The organism is Pseudomonas botevensis (assembly GCF_019145475.1).
Lineage (GTDB): Bacteria > Pseudomonadota > Gammaproteobacteria > Pseudomonadales > Pseudomonadaceae > Aquipseudomonas > Aquipseudomonas botevensis.
This window is the reverse complement of the sequence record NZ_JAHTKI010000020.1, coordinates 1-23,919: the sequence shown is the minus strand read 5'-3', so window position 1 is coordinate 23,919 and position 23,919 is coordinate 1. Positions and strand designations below refer to the sequence as shown.

Below are 23,919 nucleotides of genomic sequence, written 5' to 3'. Positions count from 1 at the left end.
TCGGGTGATGCCCGGCGGGTGAAAAAATTTGCGGAATTTATTGTTGGGGCCGACCTCTTCGCGGGCGGGCCGGCTCCCACGAGGGACACTTCGAGGTGACTATTGCACCAACTGGTTGATCTCGATGATCGGCAACAGCACCGCCATCACGATCACCAGCACCACCCCGCCCATCACCACAATCATCAAGGGTTCGAGCAACGCGGTCATGCCCATCGCCCGCCGCTCGATGTCGCGGGACAGGGTTTGCGCCGCGCGCTCGAGCATCGGCGGCAGTGCGCCGGTTTTCTCGCCGCTGGCGATCAAGTGAATCAGCACCGGTGGAAACACGTTCTCCACCCGCAGCGCCGCCGCCAGGTTCACCCCTTCGCGGACCTTGGCCGTGGCCTCGCTGACGCTCAGGCTCAGACGGTCGTTGGACAGGGTCTGGCGCGCCGCCTCCAGCGCACGCAACAACGGCACCCCGGCACCGCCGAGAATCGCCAGGGTCGAAGCGAAACGCGCGGTGTTCAGACCGAGAATGAAGCGCCCGAACAATGGCAATCGCAGCAGCCGGTGATGCCAGCTCAGCCGCGCCGCCGGATTGCGCAGATACAGACGCCAGCTCCAGAACGCCCCGGCCATGAGCCCGGCACACAACCAGCCCCAGGCGCGGATAAAATCACTGGCAGTAAGCATCGCCAGGGTCAGCCCCGGCAGATCCTGGCGTGCCTGGGAAAACGCACTCACCACCTGCGGCACCACGTAGCTGAGCAAAAAAATCACGATGCCGATCGACACCAGCCCGACCACGCCGGGGTAGATAAACGCGGTGAGAATCTTGCCGCGCAGGTTGTTGCGCTCCTCGATGTAGTCCGCCAGCCGCTCCATCACCTGCGCCAGATCGCCGGACTCTTCCCCCGCCGCGATCAGTGCGCGGTAGATGTCGGGAAAGTCCCGAGGCCGCGCCGCCAGTGCTTCGGCCAGGCGCATGCCGCTGCGCACATCGGCACGCACCGCACTGAGGGTATTGGCGATGTGCTTTTTTTCCGCCTGTTCGACCGTGGCGCTCAGCGCGGCTTCCAGTGGCAGGCTGGCGCCGAGCAGGCTTGCCAGTTGCCGGGTGGCCCAGGCCAGATCGTTGTCCGAGAGCCTGGCGCTGAACAATCCACCCCCGGCGCTGTGGGCGACACTGCTTTCCTGTTGCACCGACAACGCCGTCAGACCACGGCCGCGCAACACGCCGAACGCCGCGCCCTGGCTGTCCGCCTCCAGATGCCCGGTTTCGATCTTGCCGCTGGCGTCGGCGGCTTCAAAACGATAGCGATTCATCAGGCGTCCCGTGTCACGCGCAGGATTTCTTCAGGGGCCGTGGCGCCGCTGCGGATCCAGCGCTCACCGTCCTCGCGCAGGCTGAACATCCCGGCCTGCTGCGCTGCCGCGCGCAAGGCCTGCTCCCCTGCCCCGTTGTGAATCAAGGTGCGGATGTCGTCGTCAATGCAGAACAGCTCATGAATGCCGGTGCGACCGCTGTAGCCGGTGTGATTGCACGCCGCGCAACCGACCGGACGCCACGTCCCCGGCGTCGCCGGATCTTCCTGTTTGCATTGATTGCACAGCCGTCGCACCAGCCGTTGCGCGAGGACACCGAGCATCGACGAGGCCAGCAGAAACGGTTCGACGCCCATGTCGATCAAGCGGTTGACCGCCGACACCGCGTCGTTGGTGTGCAGCGTCGCCAGTACCAGGTGACCGGTCAGCGACGCCTGCACCGCGATTTGTGCGGTTTCCAGGTCACGGATCTCGCCGATCATGATGATGTCCGGGTCCTGACGCAGAATCGCCCGCAGCGCCAGGGCGAAAGTCATGTCGATCTTGGCGTTGACCTGAATCTGGCTGATCCCCGGCAGGTCGTATTCCACCGGGTCTTCCACGGTGAGGATGTTGCTGGTGCTGGCGTCGAGTCGTGCCAGCGCCGCGTAGAGGCTGGTGGTCTTGCCGCTGCCGGTGGGGCCGGTGACCAGCACGATGCCGTGAGGCTGGCGGATCAGGTTGTCGAGTTTGGCCAACACCTGCGCGTCCATGCCCAGGGTTTCCAGTTGCAGGCGTCCGGCCTGTTTGTCGAGCAGACGCATCACCACCCGTTCGCCATGACCGGTGGGCACCGTCGACACCCGAATGTCGATCGGCCGCCCGGCCACCCGCAACGCAATACGCCCGTCCTGAGGCAGGCGCTTTTCAGCGATATCGAGCTGGGCCATGATCTTGATCCGCGACACCAGCGCGCCGTGCAACGCCTTGCGCGGCGACACCACGTCACGCAGGGTGCCGTCGACCCGATAGCGCACCACCGAATGGGTTTCGAACGGCTCGATGTGAATGTCGCTGGCCTCGTCCCGCGCGGCCTGGGTGAGCAAGGCATTGATCATGCGAATCACCGGCGCACCGTCCTGGGTGTCGAGCAGGTCGGTGATTTCCGGCATGTCCTGCATCAGGCGATCGAGGTCGACTTCGTTCTCCGCCGCCCCGACCACCGCCGCCGCGCTGCCGGTATCGGCGTAGGCACTGGCGAGCAGGCCATCGAGTTCGTCATCCCGCACCCGCGCAAGCTGCGTCGGGCCGAACTGTCGGCGCACCTCGCTGATCGACCAGCCCGGCGTCGACGGGCACACCGTCAGCACGCCGTCGCACAGCAGAATGCGTTGGGCCTTGGCCCAGGCGTACGGCAGGCTGCTCATAACCGTGGCCCTGGCTCGAGCGGCACCGCTTTGATCGTCGCGCGCGGGCCGGAAACGGCGTTCGGTGCCGGTACACCTTGCGCCGCGCTCGGCAATTGCGGCGCCTGCATGTCCGGCATCGCCCAACTGCGTTCCGGTTGCAGGCCGCCTTGGGCGCGGCGCATGAAGTCGTAGCGATTGAGGGTGATGCTGCGCCCCGCTTCGCTGTCGCGAATGATGTACGGGCGCAGGAACACCATCAGGTTGGTCTTGGTGATCGAACGGCGTTCGTTGCGAAACAGCGCGCCGATGCCGGGGAGGGTCGACAGCCAGGGCACCGCATCGTTGCTCTGGCTGTAGCCGTCCTGCAACAGGCCGCCGAGCACCATGATCTGGCCATCGTCGAGCAGGATGCTGGTATCGATCGCACGTTTGCTGGTGACGATCCCCGCCGAGGTGGCGGCAGCGGAAGCGCGCTCGTCGATGCTGCTGACTTCCTGATAGATGTCGAGCTTGACCGTGCCGCCCTCGGAAATCTGCGGCCGCACATTGAGCTTCAGGCCGACCTCTTCACGGGTCACGGTCTGGAACGGGTTGTTGCTGGTGCCCCCGCCGCCGGTGACGTAGCTGCCGCTGACAAACGGAATGGTCTGGCCGACAAAAATGCTCGCCGCTTCGTTGTCCAGGGTCAGCAGGTTCGGCGTCGACAGCACGTTGGTGCCGCCCTTGCTCTTCAAGGCCCGGGCCAGCACTTTGAGGTCGAGGATCTTGCCGATGCCGGGGATGTCCACCGTGCCGTTGACGTAACCAAGGTTCAAGCCTTGCGGCAGCACGTCGATGCTGGTCTTGCCATTGGTATTGATCCCGGACCCGCCAAGATTCGCTCCGCCAATCACACCGTTGCCGCCGAGGTTGCCGGTCTGCCATTGCACGCCGAACTCGCTGGCGTCGTCCTCGCCGACTTCGACGATCAGGCTTTCGATCACCACCTGGGCGCGGCGCTGGTCGAGCAGGTCGATGACTTCGCGCAGGCTGCGATACAGCGGCTCCGGCGCGGAAATCAGCAAAGTGTTGGTGGTGGCGTCGGCCTGGATCGTCACCCCGCCAGCGCTGAAGGCAACGTTCTGTTCGCTGCTTTGGGCGCTGCCGCTGCTGCTGGTCGAGTTGCCGGTCTGGCCGTAGCTGCCCCCGGTGTTGCCGTTGGAACCGGTCGATGTCGTGCCAGTGGTTTGCGTGCCGCTCTGACCGTTTTGACCGCCGGAACCGCTGCTGCTGCCCATTGAACTGAGCACCGAACGCGCATTGTCGCTGGTGCCGCTGTCGCTCTCGCCGGTCAGCAACCCACGCAGGGCCTGGGCCAGTTTCGCCGCCTGGGCGTTGCGCAGGTACACCACATGCAGGTTGCTCGGGTTGCTCTGGGCGTTGTCGAGTTTGTAGATCAGGTTGCGCGCCAGCTCCGTGCGCTCGGGGCTGCCGGCGCGAATGATGATGGTGTTGGAACGCGGGTCGCCGATCACGGCGATTTTCTGCGTCGGATCATTGCCCGGCGCGTCGAGCAGGTCGGCGACCATTGGCGCGATGTCGGCGGCGATGCCGTTCTGGATCTGCACCACGTCGGTGTCAATGGCGCTTGGCGTGTCGATGCCCTGAATCAGTTGCGCGACACGCGTCAGGTTTTCGGCATAGTCGGTGACGACAATGGTGTTGTTGCCCGGATAGGCGTTGATCGGATTGTTCGGCGACACGATCGGACGCAACACCGGAATCAGGTTGACCGCGTTCTCGTATTGCAGGCGAAAGGTGCGGGTGAGCATGCCGTTGCCGGCCGGTTTGTCGGCGCTGTAGATCGGCCCACCGAGCAACTTGGCGTCCGCCTCCGGCACCACCTGGGCGACGCCGCCGACATCAACCACGCTGAAGCCCTGCATGCGCAGCGCCGCCAGCAGCATGTCGTAGGCCTGACGCGCCGGCACCTGCCCTTCGGACACGAGAGTCAGGTTGCCCTTGACCCGAGGATCGACCAGAAACTGCTGCCCGGTGGAGCGGGACAATGCGCGCACCACCGCTTGAATGTCGGCGTCGACGAAGTTCAGCGTCACCGGTTGATCGCCCAGTGGATTGGCCGGCAATGCGCTGCCGCGTGCCCCGCCACTGCGCGCCCGTTCGGTGATGTTGTGCAGTTGCTTGGGCGCCGGCCGGGCTTGTGCTTGCGCGCGCTCGCGGTCCAGCACCGCGTCGCCACTGCGCTGGGTGTTGCCCAAGGGCCGGCCAAGTTCGCTGTCGACCAGCAACGGCGGTTGATTCGGCGCGGTGGTGGTGCTGCACGCGCTCAGTGCCATCAACAGCATCGGCAGCGCCATGCGTTTGGATCCTGACCCCTTCATGAAGCTTCCTTAGCGCCCAGCGCCTGATCCATGCGAACGGTGCCCGACAGAGTGCCGGCGGTGTCATCGGTGGTGGCGTCGGCCCGTTGCAACCGGGCCTCGACCACTTGCAGCGAAAATTGCGCGGGATTGCTCAGCAGCCAGTCGAGCACGGCATCGGCCGGGGCCGCGTCGAAGCTCAACTCCCAAGTGCCCGGCTGCGCAGGCTTGAGCTGAAAATGCCCGCTGAGGCCGCTGGCCTGCAGCGTCTGTTGCAGCGCTTGTTCGAGGTGCTGCCCGTCCGGTCTGACGTTGACCTCGCGCAGCAGCACCTCCAGCGCTTCGGTCTGCGCCCGCAGCTTTGGCGTTTCGGCTTGCCAGTAGGCAATCTTTTTCAGCGGTGGCTCGATCAACGCGACCCACACCAGCAGGCTGACGACAACCACGGCCATGCCGCCGACCATGCGTTTTTCCCGCAGTGCAAGGGCCTGCCAACGGGTGCGCGCCTGACTGTAAAAATGTTGCCAACGGGCGCGATACATCGCCAGCGACGGGTTATTCATCTTCTGCTCCGCTGCTGTCGTCGGCATCGGCGTCAGTGGTTGCGGCGCTGACGTCCCCGGAAGGACGCAAGGTCCAGCCGCCGTCGTCGGCGCTGGCACTGATGCCGGCCTGGGCCAGGGTGTCTTGCCAGGATTTGTCGCCGCCCACCCGCCGCGCATCGGCCAGTTGTGTCAGTTGCAACGTGCCCTCGGCGAATACCAGCCGCTCCACGCTGCCAGCCATGAACGGCATGCCGCTGCCGGCCTGCAACACCAGTCGCTTGAACAGTTGCGCGGGATCGTCCGCCGCTCCCTCTTTGCGCGCCGCCAATTGCTGGCGAGCCTGTTGCAGCGGATTGAGGATCACCGGCAATTCCGGAAAGGCCTGTTTGACCCGTTGGCTCATCTGCACCTTCAGTTGCTGGCCCTGACCGGCCTCGCGGGCGGCGTACAGGTTCAGGCCAATCACCCACACCGCCAGCGCTACCGCGCAGCAGCCCAGTGCCCGGCCCCAGCCGCGATGTTCGCTGCCGTGGGATTGCATGCCGTTGTGCAGCCCCCAACCCGGTAGCGGTCCGGCGCAGCGCTGGTTGTCGGCCAATACCGACTGCACACCCTCCGGCGCCGCTGCACCGATCCAGTTCACCGGCAGGCCGGACTCCAGCGACCAGTCCTCGTCGATCAGCGGCTGCACCTGCGCCGCATCGAGGCTTTCGCGCGACAGCAGATGATCGTCATGGCGGCAACCGACGCCACCGGCCATCACCGGCAAACCATAGGCCGCCGGGTACAGGCCTTTCACACTCAGACCGTTTTGCTGCAACACCTGAAACAGCTGTTGCTGATCCTTCAGCGCGAGCCAGGCAATCCGTACCTGCCCCGTCGCATCTCGCGGGCCATGGGCAATGTGCATCTGGCTGCTGTCACCCAGCATCAAGGCCTGGGCCGCGCATTGCACGGCGGCGGTGGTTTTGCTCGCCGGCAAGGGTGGCAGGTCGATACTCGCCAGCAGGCTGTCGGCGGGATGGAGAAAACACACCAGTGGCTGCTTCGGCAGTTGGTTCAGGCGCAGGCGTTCTTCGCGCGTCACCTGGCCCTGGCGATCCAGCCAGACGCAGCTCAATTCGCTCTCCGGGCTCAACTGCGCCAGTGGCGACAGGCTCACGCGCAACTGGCTCATACACCCACCCGCGACCAGATCACTTGCGGCAACCGGTCTTCGCCGCGATGCAGCAACGCATCGAGATTGACCCGGCGCTGCTCGCGACGGGCCTCGCCACGCAGGCGAAACCATTCGCTGGTGATGCCGACCTTGACCGTGATCATGTCCAGTTGCGGCATGCGCAGGCGGTTGACGAAGTCGCCCCGGTTGATGAACCAGCGTCCGGCGTCGCGCTCGTTAATCAATGCCTGCGCGCGCTCCAGTGACAGCCCCGGCACATACGCCGCCAGCACCGGTGCCGTGGCGGTGTTGCCATTGAGCCAGGTGGTGGCCGGGATCACCGTCACGTAGGTAGCCAGTTTACCGATGACCGCATCGTTGACCCCGTCGACACTGCGCAGATCGTCGAGGGTGCGCAGCATCGGCAAGCTCGGCGGCTGCGGTTTGCGCGAAGCCCCCGGCGAGGTACTACGGCCGCTGTCGAAACTGCTGCTCGCCAGATTCTTGTCTGCCACGGGCGCGTTCAGCAGATGAGGATAGGAGGCGATCACCCGCGTCGTGATGCGCTGGGTCAACGCGCCGCTGACACCGATCAGCTCACACAGACGCTGAAACGCCTCGACCTGGGCCTCGTCGACCCGTTCGTTGGCCACCAGGTTGCGCAGGTTGAACTTGCCCTGCTCGTCCTCCAGCCGCCCGTCGAAACCCTGGGCTTGCAGACGCTGCGCCCACGGCTGATCGAGTCGGGTCAACGGGTCGCGCTGGCGAGCGTCCCACAGCAACTGGCGGCTGAGCTCCAGCCCGCCGAGCAGCAACCAACGACCCTGCACGCGCAGTTGCTCGGCTTCCAGCGCACGGGTGGACACGCTCTGGCGAGTCAGCATCCCCGCCGCAATCACCGCCACCACGGCGGCAATCAGCAAGGCGCTGATGATCGCCATCCCCTGCTGTTCCGGTCGGCTGTTCATGGGCGGCCTTACAACTGCCAGGAACCGATGTCGGCATTCACGCCGTCGCCGTCAGGCTGGCCGTCGGCGCCGAGGGAAAAGATATCGATCTCGCCGTTGGCGCCGGGGTTGAGGTATTGATAAGGACGTCCCCAGGGATCGTTCGGCAGGCGTTCCAGATACGAACGCCAGTTAGTGTTCTTCGCATCGGCCGGTTTCTCCACCAGCACTTTCAGGCCCTGGTTCATGGTCGGATACGTACCGTGATCGAGGCGATACAGCTTCAGCGCCTGCATCAAACCGCCGATGTCCTGCTTCGCCGCCGTGGCCCGCGCCTGATCCGGCCGATCCAGCACCTTGGGCACCACCATCGCCGCGAGAATCCCGAGAATCACCACCACGACCATGATTTCGATCAGCGTAAAACCCTGCTGCGCGCGCGGCAGCCGGGGCGGTTGAACAGGCTGTTTGAACTGCACGATATCCATCTCGTCATTTCCTGGCTTGATTCAATTCGACGCGCAGTGTTGCAAGAAGATATGTCAGGGATGTTGAAAATCCTCGGGAGTTTTGGTCGTCAAGCGGTCAAGCGCGGGCGTTAGCTTCAAGGGCTGCCCGAGCCCCGAGAACCCGATGCGCGCCCCCTCCCGAGAAGCTGGATTTACCCTGATTGAAGTGCTGGTGGCGCTGGCGATCATCGCCGTGGCCCTGTCCGCCGCCGTGCGCGTGGCGGGGTTGATGACACAGAGCAGCGGGATATTGCGGGATCGCTCGATTGCGATGATTGCGGCGCAGAGTCGGATGGCGGAGCTGCGGCTGGAGGGGCGATTGCCGATGGGGATGAAGGTGCTGGAGTGTGATCAGGGGCGGTTGTTGTTGCGGTGTGAGCAGGTGATTGGGGTGGCGGAGAATGGGCGGTTACTCAGGGTTGGGGTGCAGGTGTTTGATCGGAGTCGGGAGGGGCCGGCGTTGGCGCGGATCGAGACTGTGTTGAATCGACTGGAGCAGCCCTCACCCTAGCCCTCTTACGGAGGGACAGGGTGAGGCGTCTTGCACGATCCATCGACCTGAACGACGAATCACTCAGGCTCGGGCTTGTAATATTGATTGTCGACGTTTCCCCCCCAAAGCACATAGCTGCCATCCCGGCGCCTTGCTGCAAAGGATGGGTCGGGACGAGGCGGGATCGGGGGTGGAGCCTGGTAGAACGGGTAGCGTTTGATTGAATAGAGTTCCACAACATCACTGCGCAGATACTGAGCGAGTTCCGGTGGAATCTCCCCGGCGTCTTCCATGGCCAATGTCGCGCCCCACACCATCACGGCTCCATACACAGGACCTTGCGCACCTACGACACCATAGGCGCCATTCGTGCAATACACGCCGATGATCATGCTGGCCATCAGTGACTGGCGGACGCCCGAAGACATTTCGCCGCCATGTTCCTTCGCCCCCCAGACCACCACTGCACGGGTTCGACCATCTTCATGCTGACTGAGCAGGAAGTAGCTCACGTCATTGGAGTAGAGACTCAGCACTCCGGGAACCGTAATGGCTCTGCTGCCGACATGACCTTTGCTGTCTGCCGGCCTTGGCTGGGTATCCTTGACTGCTGCCTCAATTTCGTCGCGCACGGCTTGAGTCAGTGATGCGCCACCGTATTGCGGGGCTCCCCAAGCCTCTGCCTCTCCACGCTCAGTGATGATGCAGAATGCCCACCGCGTGGCCTTGCATATCACTACCCCGCCGCGCACGGCGATCAACGACGCCGATTCGGACATTGTGCCGCCCTCACCTGCCAGCCCCCAACTGACGGCCTTCCTTCTGTCACGGGTAATTGCACAAAATGCGGTGGTGGCTGCCGTTACCGAGATCACGCCGCCATCGTTGAGAATCGACTCCAGCTTGGCTGCCGGAATGGCCCCGCCGTTCGGCCCCACCCCCCAGGTAACAATCTCGCCATTGCGCCCGATAGCGCAAAACGCAGCCGCAGCGGCAACGATCCGCTCGACAAACATATTGTCGAGGTACGACTGGGCTTGTGCGTCGATCGTGCCGCCATTGGCCGCATTGCCCCACGCGTAGACCTTGCCGTTTACCGTTCGAACCGCGAAGGCATTTTCCGTGGCATGGATGGCGACGGGTTCATCGAACCACAGCGCTCGCTGAATCAGGTCGGGAATGACATCGCCGGAACCCTTCAAGCCGATTGCACCGATTCGATCGGAGCCAGGCGCACCCTCTTTGTAGATAAACGCAAAACACACGCGGTTGCTGTAGACCGATTTGATGTCCGTCAGCTTTACCGAGTGAGTAGCCGGAATATTGGTGCCCCATACCAGGAGCTGATTGCCTGGTCCGTTGTTTACCAGTGCGCCAAAATCCCTTTCAGTTGAAAAGAACCGAGTGGCCGGGTTGTTCTTTAGAAAATTGATAATGTCGGATGGTACGGGGAATCCCCAACCCGACTGGCCATGGATGTAACTCTGTTGGGTAACAGGATCAAGCAGCGCAAATACACCGCCCGTGGAGACGAGCACTCGATCTGACGGTTCTGGGATATGCACGGAAAAATTACCGACCTGTTTCAGAAAGCTGCTTTCGTTTTCGCCATGGCTGATGCCCTGAAAATCGGAGCTCACCTTTTTGGCGTCAGAACGCACCTCCTTGCCGGTTTCGCCCGTGGACGCGACAGGCGTTACCGCAAACACAACGGATCGTCCGCTGTACTCTTCCTTGATTCTCAGATCAACTGCAGTGCCTGCCGGCCCGGTTATCGGCGAGTCGTCCAGATACCACTGATACAGGGAGGTGCCTTCAGGGTTCTCATCGGCATTTTCATACTTGTAGCTGCCGCGCACGACACCACCAGTCAGCGTTTCTCCGATGATGATGACATTGCGGGCGACAGGTTCGGCTCTCGTATTCATCTCAGTTTTCCTTGGCGAGAGGGAATGGCGTTGCGTTGCACAAAAACGCTCATTGATCAGACTGAAGGATCGAACTCTTCATTCTTGACGTGAGCGCCCCATGTCACGTACTTGTTGTTCGATTTACGTGCGGCAAAAGCAGCGGCAGCCGTTCCGTTAGGTACGGGCATGGCTTGAATGGTGTACAACTCGACAACACCACCGCTTAAGGCGGAGCGCAGCGCATCGGGTATCGTTCCGCCATCCTGGGTGGCTCGCCCCCAAGCGACGACCACACCCTCGGTCATCCCTTGATCGACCAGCGCTGCATACGCGCCATTGCTGCTGAAGATCTTGCGAATCCGGCTTGCCATCAGCGTCTGTTTGACATCGCCGGGAATCGTGCCGCCCGCTGCCGCCACCCCCCAGGCGACCACGTTTTTTGTCCGGCCATCCGGATGACGACTGAGCAATACAAAGCTGCCATCGTTGCGCACCAATTGGATTTCCTCGCCGTCCAGCAACGTGACGCGGGAACCAACCCTGCTTTGCAAGCTTTTGGAAAACCTGGCGTTGCTGAACATCGCCTCGATCTGCGTTTCAACGTCGGCGTGCTCAAGCAGTGCCTGAGCGTTCAACGGCAGGTCAACGGCTTCTGCGTCCTGGCCTTGCGCAGGAATATCCCCGCCGCCATGGGCAGCGGATCCCCAGGCCGCCGCTTGCCCGCTTTCATTGATCAGGCACATCGCCCAGGGTGCGGCTGTACATAGCGCCAGATTCCCCCGAGCTGCCAGACTGGCGGCGTACTCGCTCATGGTTCCTCCATGTGCGGCCAGCCCCCATGTCACAGCTTTGCGCCGGCCCTTGGTGATCGTTACGAAGGCACTGTCATTGGCAATCACATTGAGCGCACCGTCGTCGTCATAGATCTTCTCCAGTGCGGCGGCGGGAATGACGCCATTCGCCCCCCAACCGATGATCTCCCCACTGGCGGTCACGGCGCAGAACGCCGTACGAGACGCCACGATACGCTGCACTTTCATGCTGTTCAGTTGCGTCTGGATATCGACCGGAATCGAACCACCGTTGGCTGCGGCACCCCACACGTATACCCGACCGGCTTCGGTCAGCACCGCAAAGGCATCGAGGGTGGCGTAGATCGCACGGGGACGGTCGAACATCAGCTTGTTCTGTATCTCGACGGGTACTTCGCCACCCGTGGCGGCGGTCCCTACCGCGCCAATCGTGTTTTCGCCGGGAGCGGGATCCTCATAGATAAACGCGAGCGAGGAGCCATTGCTGTAAACCGACCGAATGTCCTGAAGGTTGGGCAAAGCAGCCGGTATTCCAGGCCCCCAGACCAGCAGCTGGTTGTGCCCCAGCACCGGAACCAACGCCCCGAAACTGTTCTGCGTCGAGAACATCGTGATGGCCGGGTTGTTTTGCAGGTAGGTGACCAGCTCCGGGGGCACCGTCCCTCCAAAAGCCTGTGTACCGACGACCATAACGTTCTGCGTAAGTCTGTTTTTCAGGGCGAATGCGCCGGCGGTGGACGTAAAGACCCTGTCCTTGGGTTCTTCGGCATGGAATGCGAACTGACCCCGCTGTTTCAGAAAACTGTTCTCACTCTCCTCGTCCGAAATGTTCTGGAATCCGTCCCGGATAACCTCCACGGGATCGGAAAACGTTTCAACACCCTGCTCACCCGACGCCGCCACTGGCGTGACCGAGAAGACCAGACTGATGCCCGAGTGCTCTGCGGTCAGCGTCAAATCGAGGGTATTGGCGATAACGCTACCGTCCGCTCCCCCCTTGTACCAACGGAAAACCGATGCGCCCTCAGGGTTCTCATCCGGATTTTCATAGAGGTAACTGCCACTCACCGTTCCGCCGACCAAGGGTTCACCCATGACCGCGACTTGCTTGACCGTAGGTATCGCTTCGACATTCATGTTCATGACGAAAACTCCTCGAACCAGCTTCCCTTTCGAAGGGAAGGATTGATGGTGAATCACTCGAAATATGAAACCTTTCCGGTCAAGTTCTCGAGATCGGGAGGATTGGGACCTGCCGCCTGCACGGTGCCCCCCGCACCGAGCACCACCACATGAGGACCGGCGGCATAGGCACAAACAACGGATGCAAGATCGGGTGATGAAGCATTGACGCCCCACGACACCGCGAGCTGATTGTTCAACAGCGCAGTGAAAGAGCCGTAAGAGGCGGATATTGAAGTGGCCGGACTCAATCCCGGTGGCACTGTTCCACCTTCGCCCGGCTCTCCCCAGGCGACGAGTGAACCGTCTGCCTTAAGAGCACAGAAAGCCGTGGTTGACCCGGTCAGGTGCTGAACCTGCCGCAGCTCAGGAGGGGCATCACCGCCAAACCGTTGATGCCCCCAGGCCGTCACAGAACCATCGGTTTTCAACGCAGTGAATGCAGCACTGGTGGACGCAATGAACGTCACATTGGTCAGGGGTCCAGGCAGCGCCCCCCCGTGGTCCGCCGATCCCCATGCAAATACGCTTCGGTCAGGCTTGAGTGCGCTGAATGCGCGGTCGCTGGCACAGAGCTGAGTTGCACCATTGGCCCCCGTTATCCATTGACCATCAGGAAAACCGGCACCCCAACTGATGACCCGACCATCACGCAGCACCGCACTGAAATCAGCCGTGTTGCCAATGATCTTGTCAGCTGCCGTGAGTTGCGAAACAACGGCGTCCGGAATTACTCCGCCGTATTCTGGATGTCCCCATGCCACCAACGTTCCATCTTCACGCAAGGCGAGAAAGGCTCCGGCGGTGGCCGCCAGTTTGATGACCCTGGTCAGTTGTGCTGCGATATCGGGAGCAATGACTCCGCCATGAGCGGGTGCCCCCCATGCAGTGACGGTGGCGTCTTTCTTCAATGCGGCAAACGCTTGTCCACCGGCGGTCACACAACGCACCCCCGCGAGCCCGGCAGGAGGCCGCATTTCACTGTTGTCACTCCACCCGAAAACGCTGCCATCGTCTTTGACAATACAGCCGCTGTGACGACCATTCAGGTTGAAAACACCCGTGACATTGCTCGGACGCAACACTTTGCGCGCGATGTTTCTGCCGTCTTTTTTTACGGTGACCACCAGCGCCTTTTCCGGCTTTTCATCAAGAAACGCAGTACCTGAAACGCTCTGCGTTTCGTCCAGATAACTCCATGCGAACTCATCGCCGACCGACGCCGAAGCCATGAGCCGGCTGGGGTTGGCGTGGTAATGAATCCCTGTCTGAGATCTTTGCCCGACAATGTGCAAATCGCTGGCAACCTCGCCAACTACAAACTCAAGCGGATTTGAATAACTGGTGCCCCCCGCCGCCCGCTTGATGAAGTACGACGCGGAGACCTCGCCGCCCTCGTTGCCCTTGATCAGGGTCGCGTCAATGTTGAACAGCACCGGCTTTGCGGCGGTGAGCGAATTCAGTCTGATCGAATCGGTAGCCGTACCGGTTTGCGAGCCGACCCATTCATAGACCACCTCATCATCCTTGACGGTGCCCAGATACGTCACCTTCAGGGTCGTGCCGGCGGTGTCGGCCGGCAGAGCACCATCCAGCACCCCGGCCACTTCCGGCTGGGGCAGCTCCAGGCGTGGCTCGCCGACTCGCAGCTCATCGGCGTGGATAGATTCGCGTACGGCATGCGTGGCATTGACCCGATTGAGAGTGCTCAGCACTGTGTCGTCAGTCAGATACTGATAATAAAGTTCCAGCTTGCCGCCGTTGATCGGGGCCAAATGCTCACCGCTAACTTCGATCACAAGCGGTTTGCCCGCAACGATCTCACCGTTAGTAATCGGTCGAAGCGGTAGATCGGGCAGGTACGGGATCAGGTCGGGGCCAGTGCCGAGCCAGAACAGCTTGAGAACACCGTCGGAGGTAAAGGACTTATCAAATGGAATCTCCACCCGCACCCGAGCCAATGCCGGGTCGAGCGCCCCACTGACAGCCTCCAGCGCGTTGGGTGCCGCCAGCTGTTCTACTTCGCCGATGACGCTGATGAATTGCGTCTTTGAGTGCAGAGCTGCGGAGCCGTCAGCTTTTTCCAGTCGATAGGACAAGGCCATCTGCGATTTCGCCAATTGTCGCAGCACGTCATTGGCGATCGGGATTTCCGCAGTTGTCGGCACGCTGATCAGCGGTTCACCGCTGAACTCGACATCAATCGGCACACCCTCCACCGGTGAGCCCTTGACCCGGATGACAGGCCTGTCGCCAACCGTGAACTGACCGCCGGCCATGACCCAGATTTGCGCGGTGCCGTCAGCGCTTGCCAACTCGTCGAGATTCAGCACATTGTTGCGCGCTTCCTTGAGCAGTGGCGCGATAAGGCGGCTCGCGTCCACGACCACGATCACTCGCTGGGCGGGACTCCAGTCCTCGGAGCGGTTGTCGACCATGTCGTAGACTTCGAAAGCCACGGCCACGCCGACATCATCGGAATCGCCCGCCTCACGGATAGTGGCTTCGTCGATGTGTACAACGATCGGAGTCTTGCCATCGACCTGGTCCTGAGTCAGTGGCGAACTCAACACAAACACACCACCCCAGCTCACCTGAATGACATCGCCCACATGGACGTTCGGATAAAGCTCGATGGTGATATCCACGCCATCAGCCACGTTGTCCTTGTCGATGCCACCTTCAACGATTTCCGGCGGGAGGCGCATGACCAGTTTCGAGTGACCAGGCTCGTCGTTATCGTCGTGGCCGGCGGGCCGGGTAAGTTTGACCATCACCTCCAGAACCTGGGATGGCTCTACAACCTGGCCCAATCGCTTGACGCTGTATGACATGGCGTGCCGCCCCTCGCTAATGCGTCCCGCCGGCACGAACATCTGCAGTAACGTGTTGACCTCGTCCCTCTGTACGGTTTTTTGCAACACCTGCTGTCCGGGGTCCAGGAACACCGTCACGTTGTCGCCCTCGCCCATCGCCCCCCAAGGCCCCATCCGGCACAGCAACCCTTGACGGGGAAAGTTGCCCAGCACGGCGGCGATGTTGAGGCCCCAAACCGGAGGTATCGAAGAATCAGGCCCCGTGCGACCGGGACAGTCGAGTTCATCCAGAATCAGCGGGGTGTTGCCAGGCAGGTTGGTGGTAGACATGCGCAGGACTCCGGTCGAGGTACGTGACGACGGAGTGATTAATGGCTCGAAACGCAGGCGCAGTCACCTGTCAGATCTGACAGGTGCATAAAGGTTTAAGACGAACGGCATGTACGGGTGACCACGTGAAACCGCAGCCGACGCCCTTTCCATCCGGTGAGGGTCACTGAAAAACAACGATCTGGTTTGGCAGCCTGCACAAGAAAATCCGCCAGTCCAAGGCGTTACGAATTTCGCGCAAACGACCAGTCGCCAGATAGCGGCGACGCGGGTTAGTCACTGACGTTTGGTAATCCGTCTGTTTAAGCGACTGTTTTAAGCGACTGTTTTAAGCGACTTTTTGAACGCTGTTTAACTGACCTCCACAAAGACACCTCGGTCAGCTCCCACTCCCACCGGGCGGTCCAAGGTTTCGGAAGGGCTGGGTGAGGTGGCATTGGCCTCAGCGGGGCTGACACAATCCTGCCGTCAGGCGCTCTACCCTTCTGATCTCCGCCGAATGAATTACCGGAAGTGGCCAGGATGACTATGCTGTTGGCTTCCCCCGGCCGAAAAATCGTCAGCCGATCCCGTTAGCCAGGTTGATGCACAGAGAGCAAGACACTTCACTGGCACAAATCGAGCGGTTAAATGGCGCAATGGAGTGCGAGATGAAAACCATCGCTTTTTTCGCTATCTATCTCGCCGGTGGGGTTGCCCTGTTTCCCTTCCTCGACCTATTGCGTCCAGTGGGCGTTTCTCTCGACCATTTCTATTCCGAGTTTTTCCTGAGTTCCGGCATTGACGTGGCACAACGGCTTAGCCTGAGCTTCATCTACGCAAGCTTGTTCCATCTGGTGTGGTCTGCCTTGTTTTCTGAATCTGCAAAGAGCTGGGTGTACACGACCGACATCAAAGACCTTTGCTATCTCGCCTTACGGTGCATGTCTGCTTTTTGCATCAGCCTGATGAGTCTCGGACTGGTTGGAAAAAGCACACAAAAAGTGCCCCACACGGACTTCCATCAGTATTTTACTTTTCTGGTTATCTGCATGCTCTTGGGCGCCTGGGCGTGGGAACTCAAGAATTTTTTGATAGCCGCCATTTACTACGCCGCAAGAAAAATCACGGGAACAGCTAAATGAAGGCCCCGATCCTCCTCATTACCATTTGCTGCACGGGTACAAGCGTCGCGTTCGCTGATGGCTCTCAAGCGGCGAACGACAAATATGGACCAGCAGGCATCGCCGTCGATGAGCCCTTGGTGTCGGCCAGATCCAAGCTGATCAAACAAGGATGGAAGCCAACCCGAATGCACACCGGCGATGGCTATGAATACAGCGGTGTCGAGCGGGAGCTGGCTGCACGCAACTTCCTGGAACTCGACACCTGCTCTTTTGATAGCTCGCGCTGCATCCTGTTCTACTCAAAGAAAGGCGCCTGCTTGCGCGTCGACACCATGGGTGAGCAGCTCAAAGACATGACGGTTACGCGATGGGCCGATGAATGTCCGGATGCATCTTCAGAGCCAGATAGCGGCGACGCGGGTTAAGAAACAAAAAGGGGATCGATTGAAATGAATCAGTCCCCTTTTCCCCACTGACGACCAGGCATCAGAAACAGCGCATGTGCCATCGCCATCTCTGCCAGCCCAGCCCCCACAGATTTCAGCGTCCTACACACTATCTGTGAACAACATAAAACCCTGTGGGAGCGACGGTGCGACGATTCGACTTGCTCGCGAAGGCGCCAGAATTCACACCCATTCAATCAGCAGGCGATCCCGAGGTCTGCCTCACCCTGGCAATTGCAAATTATCCAACGCCCGATTCACCGCCAGCTCCCCGAGCATGATCAACTGCGCAATCCCCAACAACGCCCGACGCTGCGAAGCCGGCATCAGACTGGCGACGTTATGGGCAATGGTTTGGGCCGAAGCGAGTGTTTCACTGGCATCGATCAGCAGTTCTTCGTTTTTGTTGTCCGCAGTCACGGCATACATCCCACGATTTTTACGTGGGGACGGCGAGGAGCCGGGCGGACAGAGGTAATGGTCGAGCGCGCGGTCGGCGGCTTCGTGGAGTTTTCTGGAGTCGATGGATTCGTAGGGGGAAACCGAATCGGTTTCGGGCGGGTTGGGTGTTGGTTTGATCATGGTGAAGCTCCATTTTTATACCTGGTGAAACCACCAACACCTGTCGCTAAACAAGTAAGGGTGGCAGCTGTACGCGGGTTAGCGAACCGAGAGGTATAAGACCCGGCAGACCCGAAGGTCTCCCACGCACAGCCACCATATCGTCATCGCAAAAGTCTGCGACAAGCTGGAGCGTCGTTGAACTTATACCTGGTCGGGTCGCTAAACCCGGTCGCTAGGTTGCCAGCGACCCATAGACGATAAAGACCAGGTACAAAGCGCACAAGCCGGCGGATTCTGGCGTAGCTGTAGGCAACGGCGCAAGGATATGTAGCCCGAGAGAGTGTCTGGAGATGTCTTTTTAAACATTGGTGTTTATCAAGGCCTCATTCCGTCACTTATCCTTCAACAGATCCGTCCCGTTATCCCAACAGATGGAGGAAAATGGCCCAGATTGCCAGTCGTAACTGACAACCTAGGCCAGATGAACAGCTCTATTTTTGCCGGCACATCTCGACGTCATCCTGAGTTTTAAGGTGGGTGTCGATCCCCAACCGGTACCTGCAGTAATCAATAATCCACCCCCGCTCCTCTGCCGTCAGGCGCTCTACCTTTCTGATCTCTCCATCGTTAGCGTGAATGTTGTAGAACCTCATCTGAAACGTGGGGTGGTTCTTGATGAAGACAATGGTCTCGATGCCCCCGTCCTCAAGGGCTTCGTAGTAGCCGACGTAGAGCACCATCATTACGGCGAGCATCGCTACGATTAGATTCCTTTTCATTCCTTTTACGCCGATGGTGGAGGCTGAAGAGTTTTAGCATGAAAGGAGACTGATTGAATTTCAGAAAGTTAATCAGTCCCCATATTGCTTCTGAATCCTGCTGATCTCGGCCAAAAACTCACTGTGCAGCATGCTCAATCCTCCCTGATCGCCTTACCAGTCGCGTAGGAGTATTGAAATCAAAACTCAAGAAACTGAACTATAGTCAGAAATCATTAGCACAAAATACGTCCCACCATTCACCATTGACTGTATGCGAATGTCGTATCTTGCTGTGGTCTCTTGAATGACTAATTTATGGAGAGAGGTCATGACCGAGCACATACCCGAACCGGACGATTCAAGCAATACAAAGACAGCCAAAGAGAACACTAGAGGGGGACAACCCGTCATTAAAGGTCTGATCTTGGCCATCCTTGACTATTGGAAAACAGCACTTATCGCATTAGTAGCCGGACTAGGTATCACACTCGCCAGCAATTTCTGGAAAGAAGCCATCGATTGGACAAGAGCAAAATACTATGGGTTTGATGACTCAGCCACAGCTATCAAATATGCAAGAATGACTCAACATGGCTCAAAAACCGTAGCCGCTCTTGGTTATTACGACATCGAAACAGGAAAGCAATATATAGCAGCAACTTACAAAATAGCAGATAATTTAAACATCATCAGCGCATTCGAGATCAGAGCGAATACCCCATATCAAGTCGGCGCAAGTATAAAGCTTACTGGCATCCAGACAGAACTGAATTCTCTTGAAGGAGAAAATTTAATTCGTGCCAATCTTCATTTTTTTGGATTTGCGCACCTGAAAAGCAACAAAGAAACTGAAGAATTGATGCTCTATGGAGTCGAGAGGCAATTTACCAGCGGGGGTGAGCGCGGAGTTGTTTACTTATCCCCTATTGACTCAAATATAATTTTTACCGCCGAAGACTCCATGTATTCCGGTGTGCCCTTCATGCGCCCGCAATTTTCGACAAACATCACTTACGACAGCGTAAAAGAGTGGCTTGCTCGAAAGTCGCTTGAAATACTCACGCATGGTGATGATTGGACAAAGCTACCATCTGGCGCATTTCACAATGGTTTGTTAGACGAAAGCTATACATTTGATTGGTTCCCGGCGTTTCACGCAAAAAAATGGTTTGAAGAAAATGGAATTGATCGATTTGACGGTGACATAAAAATCATCCCCATCACAGACAAAAACATTGAAAAGGATATTCGCGAGCGAAGTGTTTGCACTATTACGATTGACAACGACACATGGATGGTTCCTTTTAAAGGGCCTGTAATGAAATTCGATGAACGTACCAAAACCCTATACCTTGCTTACATGCAGGATCCTCGTAACCTCAGAGAAGCTGAGGGAATTATCAATGGGAAACACTATCTGTGGTTTGCAATTAGCCAAGACGAAAAACCAGAAACCTACTATCTGACCATGAGAAAATCAGATAACAAATTTGTAAAAATAAAAGCGACTGTTATTTCAAACCTACCATCGGACAATTCAGAGCTCGATAACTCTGACAATGAAACTGATGTTTCAGAAGAAAACGCCATGGAAGAGCCACCTCCGCTTAAAGATATAACTCACTTACTTTTCAAACTATCCGAAGGAAAAGTATTTTCGGATGGCGACGAAATCAAACTGCACCTGCCAGCTATGGGCGGTATCACTGATGACTCAGAACTATTCAAAGATGAATTTTCACAAGCAACAAACTGTGTGCCCTCACCGAAATCGGATGCCCCTTATGAATCGGACGCACCGGACCCAACGAACTAACTGGAAACCGGTCAACTTGATTTAATTTGTATTGAAAAATGACAAAAATGCAACAAATTGGAGGAGTAACAACAATCGTTCCCGCATACGAATCGTTGAGGTCATCGTGGCTCGATTTGTGTACTGACTCCGATTTTTTGGGAGACGTAGAATGGAAACGTTTATCGGTGTGTGTGCTGGTGTAATCGGGATAATTCTCGGCGTTATAGGGGTTGTCGTATCACTGCATCCCCAAAATCGAGAAGTACAAAAATGGTCGTGGCAGGACTATTCGTTGCCCTCTCGGTCCTGGCCGTTGCAACCACGATAGTGGATCGTCAATGGGCGGAACGAGATGCTTCGATTATCAGCCAGACTCTACAGTCGCTAAAGGATTCGTCATCCATTTTATCCAAACAAAACATCCAACTATTACAAAATAACGCTGCTCTGGAAGAAAAAAACAAGTGAGGCTGCGGAAGCCCCTAAACGCCTGGCATTAGAGCGAACATTGAAAACTGACATTAAGAAACACTTGGAGCTCGTTACAAAATTCCTGTCCAGCGAGAGTGAAAAATTCAACAGCGAAAGCACGCAAGAATCAGATAAAGAGCATGCACAACGCTACATAGTTTTTCGAAAAAAATTTTCCGCTGATTATGTATCAAAATTTTTTCCAAAAACACGCGAGTTACTTTTTCGCGCCGCCAACCTTAAGTTAATAGCCATGCAAAATTTTGATATTGATGGACGATTCATCGAAGCAGGGGTGATCCCATATATAGATGACCTTAGAGCACTCACTACAAAAATGGCTGACTGAGTATAATCATTCAAAAGAACAAAGGAGACTGATTTATTTTTTTTAAAAAACAAGATAGATTATTTATTTCATAGAAATAAATAAGCCCCCTCCTTTTTTTCTTGCGATGCAACCAATGGGGAATAATTTAACTTCAGGAATAAATCAGACCTAGAATCTACAGCATCACTCCACCATACGCCTAACAAGCGCCACTAACGCACCGACTACCACGCCAAAAATTGTCATATTCTTAGCTGTAACCACTATTGCTTCTTTCGCTATTGCTCGCATTTCTTTTTCTCCGGGCATAGTTGGATTAACACCAACCAAAACCATATTCTTGGATAGAATCAACGCCCTATTCAGCAACCAAAAGACTATAACTCGCTGAAAACGATCAATGACATTTAGCCCAAAATAACAAAACAAACCCAACCCTACAACCATAGACGCTAACGTAGCTTCATACCCTATGGTCTGGGCAGAAAATACGGCTTTCATTTTTAATAACTTTTCGGATGTATCAATGTGATAGGCAACAAAGAGAGGGAACAATATAGAAAATGGCATCAAAACTTTTTTATTTATTTCTACACTGCGTTTTTTATCTTGAAGAGCATTTCCGATGGCCGCCAAAAAACCCAAAGAAAGAAACATAGCTGGAGCTGCAAACGATAAAAAGTCGGAAAAGAAAAACTGGAGCAACAGCAAAAATAGAAACAAAAAATTAACAACCTTATGAACCCCACTCGATACACCTGAAAGCCCAGCACGCTTGACTCCGGGCCAAATCCTTTCCAAAAATTTATTAATTTTTATTTGAACAGCATAATTTTTGAGGAACTCCTCATTCTCAGCAATTCCAGGCAGATTATCTAAGATTACGCTAATCAACTTTAACTGGTACGCCGCGTAGGCAATAGAACCTACTAGCATAGTATATCCCGTGGCTATTATCCAAAGCATTTGGTGACCCTAAATTCCGTTATACATAGGTAAAAAGCCCCTATCCCCTACCTCAAAAATGGGTGATTTTACTTTTACCCCCGACTTTCCAAACATCCCTCCTAAACAGGAGTTTCTTTATACTTGAAATTTTCGGCACTGGACCTTTTCAGCTGAATCCGTATACAACATTAGCTTTATGCACATAATAAACCGAGGGTCCTTCACCGAGTAACCACCAGTGTGCTCATTTTTTAAAATAAGAGGACTTGATCCCCCAGTGAGATCAGCCAAAATTGACCCTATGCCCATGTTGGTATTGGGTACAGTTCGAGGGAAGTTCTCTCTGACAAGCCTGTCGATGTCACTTGAGTCAAACTCGTGCCTTTTAACCTTACCAATGCAGTAAATCACCTGATTACGTCGTGCAACGGTAGTTTCACGGCTATTCAGATTTTTTTCTACAACAGAATAGGCATGCCGTAATCCAGCCGTCAGCCATGCAAGATCAGCTATTTGGAGCGTTTTCGGTATATACGTCCACTTATTGTCTTGGATCGCGTATGCAAGGTGCTCACAGAATTCGTGAACGCGCTGCGCGATGCCCAGCGTCACATCCGATACATGCTCCGATATCTCAATTAGCGAGGCGCCGGAAAGAGGTATTTGCAGATGCGCAAACCCCTTACTCACAATTTCACGCACTTGGCCTGAATCAAGGCCACTTACTTTTTGAATTTCTTGCAATCTATTGGCGACGGATTCTGCGTTTTTTATTTCACGGAAGTATTGGAGAACCCCATTAGGAACCCCAACAACTAGAAAATTTATGTTGCACTCGGCGTATCGACTGTCATCCAGAAGGATGATGATGTTCGACAACTCATCCATCAGTTCCTCGGAGCTGAATATCGATTCTAGATTGTCCAGCACGATTATTTTTTTTGCATTGTTCGCAGATGCGTACAGCTTGAAGGCCTTGAGTAGTGGTTCTTCTTGGGTGACGTCGTAACGATCACTCTGTTTCAGCCCACCTTTTAAAAAAGCTGCAGAAAGCTCCGACACTTTCTCGACGTTGTACCCCAGACTTACGGCCGTACCTGGAGCTATGAGGCAGTTGCAAATTTCAGCAGTCAGAGATTTGATGCGGGCAGCATTCGCACAATTGACGGTCACGTAGGTGATCCCGTCATCTTCAAGAACCTTTTTGTAAAGCCAGGACTTCCCGTTGCCACTTTCACCAAAAATGAGCGTATGGGAATTTCGCTTGAATGCACGCGATAGCTCTAGCTCAAGCCTTGGCCGATGCACATACATGTTCACGTTTACTTCGCTGCGCCGAGGCGTAAACACCTCGGTTATCTCTTTCCTAAGCGACATAGAAGTCCATCAGTGATGTGACGGGGCAGCCCGGGCTCACCCAAGCTTCGTGGCCCGCATACTACTAGATATCCACAATGGCCAAAATGGGGACGGACCAAAATGCAACGCAAAATAGGGGCGTGGTTATTTAGCAAAAAACAGACCGGTACCTATTTTTTCTGATTATGATCGAAAGTGACCACAACATTCTTTGCTTACTCGTACTTCTCTTTTCCAGATCTTTCTGAGCCAGTCGTCCCAGTGCGGACTACCCCGATTAAAACAGCAAAACTACTATATCCTTCCCACAACTCACGGTCTCACCAACCTAGGCATCTCCACCCCCTCCCCCAATCTCTCCACCCCCAACCTC

Annotated in this window: 19 protein-coding genes; 5 read left to right on the top strand and 14 right to left on the bottom strand. The window is 56.9% G+C overall.

Annotated features, from left to right (window positions below; genetic code table 11):
- Positions 1 to 99: 99 nt before the first annotated feature.
- From gspF to gspG, 7 genes are read right to left on the bottom strand one after another with little or no spacing between them, the layout of a single operon-like run.
- Positions 100 to 1,311, bottom strand: a complete 1,212-nt coding sequence (gene gspF, locus KVQ74_RS22020; protein ID WP_217833482.1) for a type II secretion system inner membrane protein GspF — start codon at positions 1,309 to 1,311, stop codon at positions 100 to 102.
- The gene (gene gspE, locus KVQ74_RS22015) at positions 1,311 to 2,717 is read right to left on the bottom strand and encodes a type II secretion system ATPase GspE (RefSeq protein ID WP_217833481.1); all 1,407 of its coding nucleotides are present in this window, start codon (positions 2,715 to 2,717) and stop codon (positions 1,311 to 1,313) included. Before gspE ends, gspF begins: the two co-directional genes overlap by 1 nt.
- Positions 2,714 to 5,080, bottom strand: coding sequence for a type II secretion system secretin GspD (gspD, locus tag KVQ74_RS22010; protein WP_217833480.1), 2,367 nt, complete (start codon positions 5,078 to 5,080; stop codon positions 2,714 to 2,716). Before gspD ends, gspE begins: the two co-directional genes overlap by 4 nt.
- Positions 5,077 to 5,622: a type II secretion system protein GspM gene (gene gspM, locus KVQ74_RS22005; protein ID WP_217833479.1), complete on the bottom strand. Its 546-nt coding sequence runs from the start codon at positions 5,620 to 5,622 to the stop codon at positions 5,077 to 5,079. Before gspM ends, gspD begins: the two co-directional genes overlap by 4 nt.
- The gene (gene gspL, locus KVQ74_RS22000) at positions 5,615 to 6,781 is read right to left on the bottom strand and encodes a type II secretion system protein GspL (RefSeq protein ID WP_217833478.1); all 1,167 of its coding nucleotides are present in this window, start codon (positions 6,779 to 6,781) and stop codon (positions 5,615 to 5,617) included. The genes gspM and gspL overlap by 8 nt, the downstream gene beginning before the upstream one ends.
- Positions 6,778 to 7,731 carry a type II secretion system minor pseudopilin GspK gene (gspK, locus tag KVQ74_RS21995; RefSeq protein ID WP_217833476.1) on the bottom strand — a complete coding sequence of 318 codons (954 nt, stop codon included), beginning with the start codon at positions 7,729 to 7,731 and terminating at the stop codon, positions 6,778 to 6,780. Before gspK ends, gspL begins: the two co-directional genes overlap by 4 nt.
- 8 nt (positions 7,732 to 7,739) lie before the next feature.
- On the bottom strand, positions 7,740 to 8,198 hold the full coding sequence (gene gspG, locus KVQ74_RS21990) for a type II secretion system major pseudopilin GspG (RefSeq protein WP_217833474.1): 459 nt from the start codon (positions 8,196 to 8,198) through the stop codon (positions 7,740 to 7,742).
- 145 nt (positions 8,199 to 8,343) lie between these two features.
- Here gspG and gspI point away from each other — a divergent pair, with 145 nt between their 5' ends.
- The gene (gene gspI, locus KVQ74_RS21985) at positions 8,344 to 8,730 is read left to right on the top strand and encodes a type II secretion system minor pseudopilin GspI (RefSeq protein WP_217833472.1); all 387 of its coding nucleotides are present in this window, start codon (positions 8,344 to 8,346) and stop codon (positions 8,728 to 8,730) included.
- 59 nt (positions 8,731 to 8,789) lie between these two features.
- On the opposite strand, the gene KVQ74_RS21980 is transcribed toward gspI, so the two are convergent.
- The 3 genes from KVQ74_RS21980 to KVQ74_RS21970 are packed head-to-tail and all read right to left on the bottom strand — an operon-like array spanning position 8,790 to position 15,762.
- Positions 8,790 to 10,640, bottom strand: a complete 1,851-nt coding sequence (locus KVQ74_RS21980) for an RCC1 domain-containing protein (protein ID WP_217833471.1) — start codon at positions 10,638 to 10,640, stop codon at positions 8,790 to 8,792.
- A gap of 56 nt (positions 10,641 to 10,696) precedes the next feature.
- Positions 10,697 to 12,577, bottom strand: a complete 1,881-nt coding sequence (locus KVQ74_RS21975; protein ID WP_217833469.1) for an RCC1 domain-containing protein — start codon at positions 12,575 to 12,577, stop codon at positions 10,697 to 10,699.
- Between the two features lie 53 nt (positions 12,578 to 12,630).
- Positions 12,631 to 15,762 (bottom strand): RCC1 domain-containing protein, encoded by a 3,132-nt coding sequence (locus tag KVQ74_RS21970; RefSeq protein ID WP_217833468.1) that lies wholly within the window; start codon positions 15,760 to 15,762, stop codon positions 12,631 to 12,633.
- A gap of 650 nt (positions 15,763 to 16,412) precedes the next feature.
- Between KVQ74_RS21970 and KVQ74_RS21965 the strand changes: the two genes are divergently transcribed.
- Both KVQ74_RS21965 and KVQ74_RS21960 read left to right on the top strand, forming a co-directional pair.
- Positions 16,413 to 16,886: a hypothetical protein gene (locus KVQ74_RS21965; protein WP_217833467.1), complete on the top strand. Its 474-nt coding sequence runs from the start codon at positions 16,413 to 16,415 to the stop codon at positions 16,884 to 16,886.
- Positions 16,883 to 17,293 (top strand): hypothetical protein, encoded by a 411-nt coding sequence (locus KVQ74_RS21960; protein WP_217833466.1) that lies wholly within the window; start codon positions 16,883 to 16,885, stop codon positions 17,291 to 17,293. The genes KVQ74_RS21965 and KVQ74_RS21960 overlap by 4 nt, the downstream gene beginning before the upstream one ends.
- 243 nt (positions 17,294 to 17,536) lie before the next feature.
- Here KVQ74_RS21960 and KVQ74_RS21955 read toward each other — a convergent pair whose 3' ends face one another.
- Together KVQ74_RS21955 and KVQ74_RS21950 are read right to left on the bottom strand one after the other, a co-directional pair.
- Positions 17,537 to 17,896 carry a DUF6124 family protein gene (locus tag KVQ74_RS21955; RefSeq protein ID WP_217833464.1) on the bottom strand — a complete coding sequence of 120 codons (360 nt, stop codon included), beginning with the start codon at positions 17,894 to 17,896 and terminating at the stop codon, positions 17,537 to 17,539.
- Positions 17,897 to 18,369: 473 nt separating this feature from the next.
- Positions 18,370 to 18,657: a hypothetical protein gene (locus KVQ74_RS21950; protein ID WP_217833463.1), complete on the bottom strand. Its 288-nt coding sequence runs from the start codon at positions 18,655 to 18,657 to the stop codon at positions 18,370 to 18,372.
- A 310-nt stretch (positions 18,658 to 18,967) separates the two neighbouring features.
- Here KVQ74_RS21950 and KVQ74_RS21945 point away from each other — a divergent pair, with 310 nt between their 5' ends.
- Both KVQ74_RS21945 and KVQ74_RS21940 read left to right on the top strand, forming a co-directional pair.
- Complete coding sequence (locus tag KVQ74_RS21945; RefSeq protein WP_217833462.1) at positions 18,968 to 20,455, top strand: hypothetical protein; 1,488 nt, start codon at positions 18,968 to 18,970, stop codon at positions 20,453 to 20,455.
- Positions 20,456 to 20,945: 490 nt separating this feature from the next.
- The gene (locus KVQ74_RS21940) at positions 20,946 to 21,257 is read left to right on the top strand and encodes a hypothetical protein (RefSeq protein WP_217833461.1); all 312 of its coding nucleotides are present in this window, start codon (positions 20,946 to 20,948) and stop codon (positions 21,255 to 21,257) included.
- 165 nt (positions 21,258 to 21,422) lie between these two features.
- Here the strand turns inward: KVQ74_RS21940 and KVQ74_RS21935 are convergent, their stop codons facing one another.
- Both KVQ74_RS21935 and KVQ74_RS21930 read right to left on the bottom strand, forming a co-directional pair.
- A complete protein-coding gene (locus tag KVQ74_RS21935) occupies positions 21,423 to 22,175 on the bottom strand; it encodes a hypothetical protein (RefSeq protein WP_217833459.1) in 753 nt (250 codons plus the stop codon).
- 147 nt (positions 22,176 to 22,322) lie between these two features.
- Positions 22,323 to 23,501: an ATP-binding protein gene (locus tag KVQ74_RS21930; RefSeq protein WP_225930133.1), complete on the bottom strand. Its 1,179-nt coding sequence runs from the start codon at positions 23,499 to 23,501 to the stop codon at positions 22,323 to 22,325.
- Between the last annotated feature and the right edge of the window lie 418 nt (positions 23,502 to 23,919).

Coding starts and splice junctions, on each gene's coding strand:
- KVQ74_RS21975 (WP_217833469.1), bottom strand. CDS start 12,577: ATGAACATGAATGTCGAAGCGATACCTACGGTCAAGCAAGTCGCGGTC.
- KVQ74_RS21965 (WP_217833467.1), top strand. CDS start 16,413: ATGAAAACCATCGCTTTTTTCGCTATCTATCTCGCCGGTGGGGTTGCC.
- gspD (WP_217833480.1), bottom strand. CDS start 5,080: ATGAAGGGGTCAGGATCCAAACGCATGGCGCTGCCGATGCTGTTGATG.
- gspL (WP_217833478.1), bottom strand. CDS start 6,781: ATGAGCCAGTTGCGCGTGAGCCTGTCGCCACTGGCGCAGTTGAGCCCG.
- gspE (WP_217833481.1), bottom strand. CDS start 2,717: ATGAGCAGCCTGCCGTACGCCTGGGCCAAGGCCCAACGCATTCTGCTG.
- KVQ74_RS21935 (WP_217833459.1), bottom strand. CDS start 22,175: ATGCTAGTAGGTTCTATTGCCTACGCGGCGTACCAGTTAAAGTTGATT.
- gspF (WP_217833482.1), bottom strand. CDS start 1,311: ATGAATCGCTATCGTTTTGAAGCCGCCGACGCCAGCGGCAAGATCGAA.
- gspI (WP_217833472.1), top strand. CDS start 8,344: ATGCGCGCCCCCTCCCGAGAAGCTGGATTTACCCTGATTGAAGTGCTG.
- KVQ74_RS21950 (WP_217833463.1), bottom strand. CDS start 18,657: ATGAAAAGGAATCTAATCGTAGCGATGCTCGCCGTAATGATGGTGCTC.
- gspM (WP_217833479.1), bottom strand. CDS start 5,622: ATGAATAACCCGTCGCTGGCGATGTATCGCGCCCGTTGGCAACATTTT.
- KVQ74_RS21960 (WP_217833466.1), top strand. CDS start 16,883: ATGAAGGCCCCGATCCTCCTCATTACCATTTGCTGCACGGGTACAAGC.
- gspG (WP_217833474.1), bottom strand. CDS start 8,198: ATGGATATCGTGCAGTTCAAACAGCCTGTTCAACCGCCCCGGCTGCCG.
- KVQ74_RS21955 (WP_217833464.1), bottom strand. CDS start 17,896: ATGATCAAACCAACACCCAACCCGCCCGAAACCGATTCGGTTTCCCCC.
- KVQ74_RS21970 (WP_217833468.1), bottom strand. CDS start 15,762: ATGTCTACCACCAACCTGCCTGGCAACACCCCGCTGATTCTGGATGAA.
- KVQ74_RS21980 (WP_217833471.1), bottom strand. CDS start 10,640: ATGAATACGAGAGCCGAACCTGTCGCCCGCAATGTCATCATCATCGGA.
- KVQ74_RS21945 (WP_217833462.1), top strand. CDS start 18,968: ATGACCGAGCACATACCCGAACCGGACGATTCAAGCAATACAAAGACA.
- gspK (WP_217833476.1), bottom strand. CDS start 7,731: ATGAACAGCCGACCGGAACAGCAGGGGATGGCGATCATCAGCGCCTTG.
- KVQ74_RS21930 (WP_225930133.1), bottom strand. CDS start 23,501: ATGTATGTGCATCGGCCAAGGCTTGAGCTAGAGCTATCGCGTGCATTC.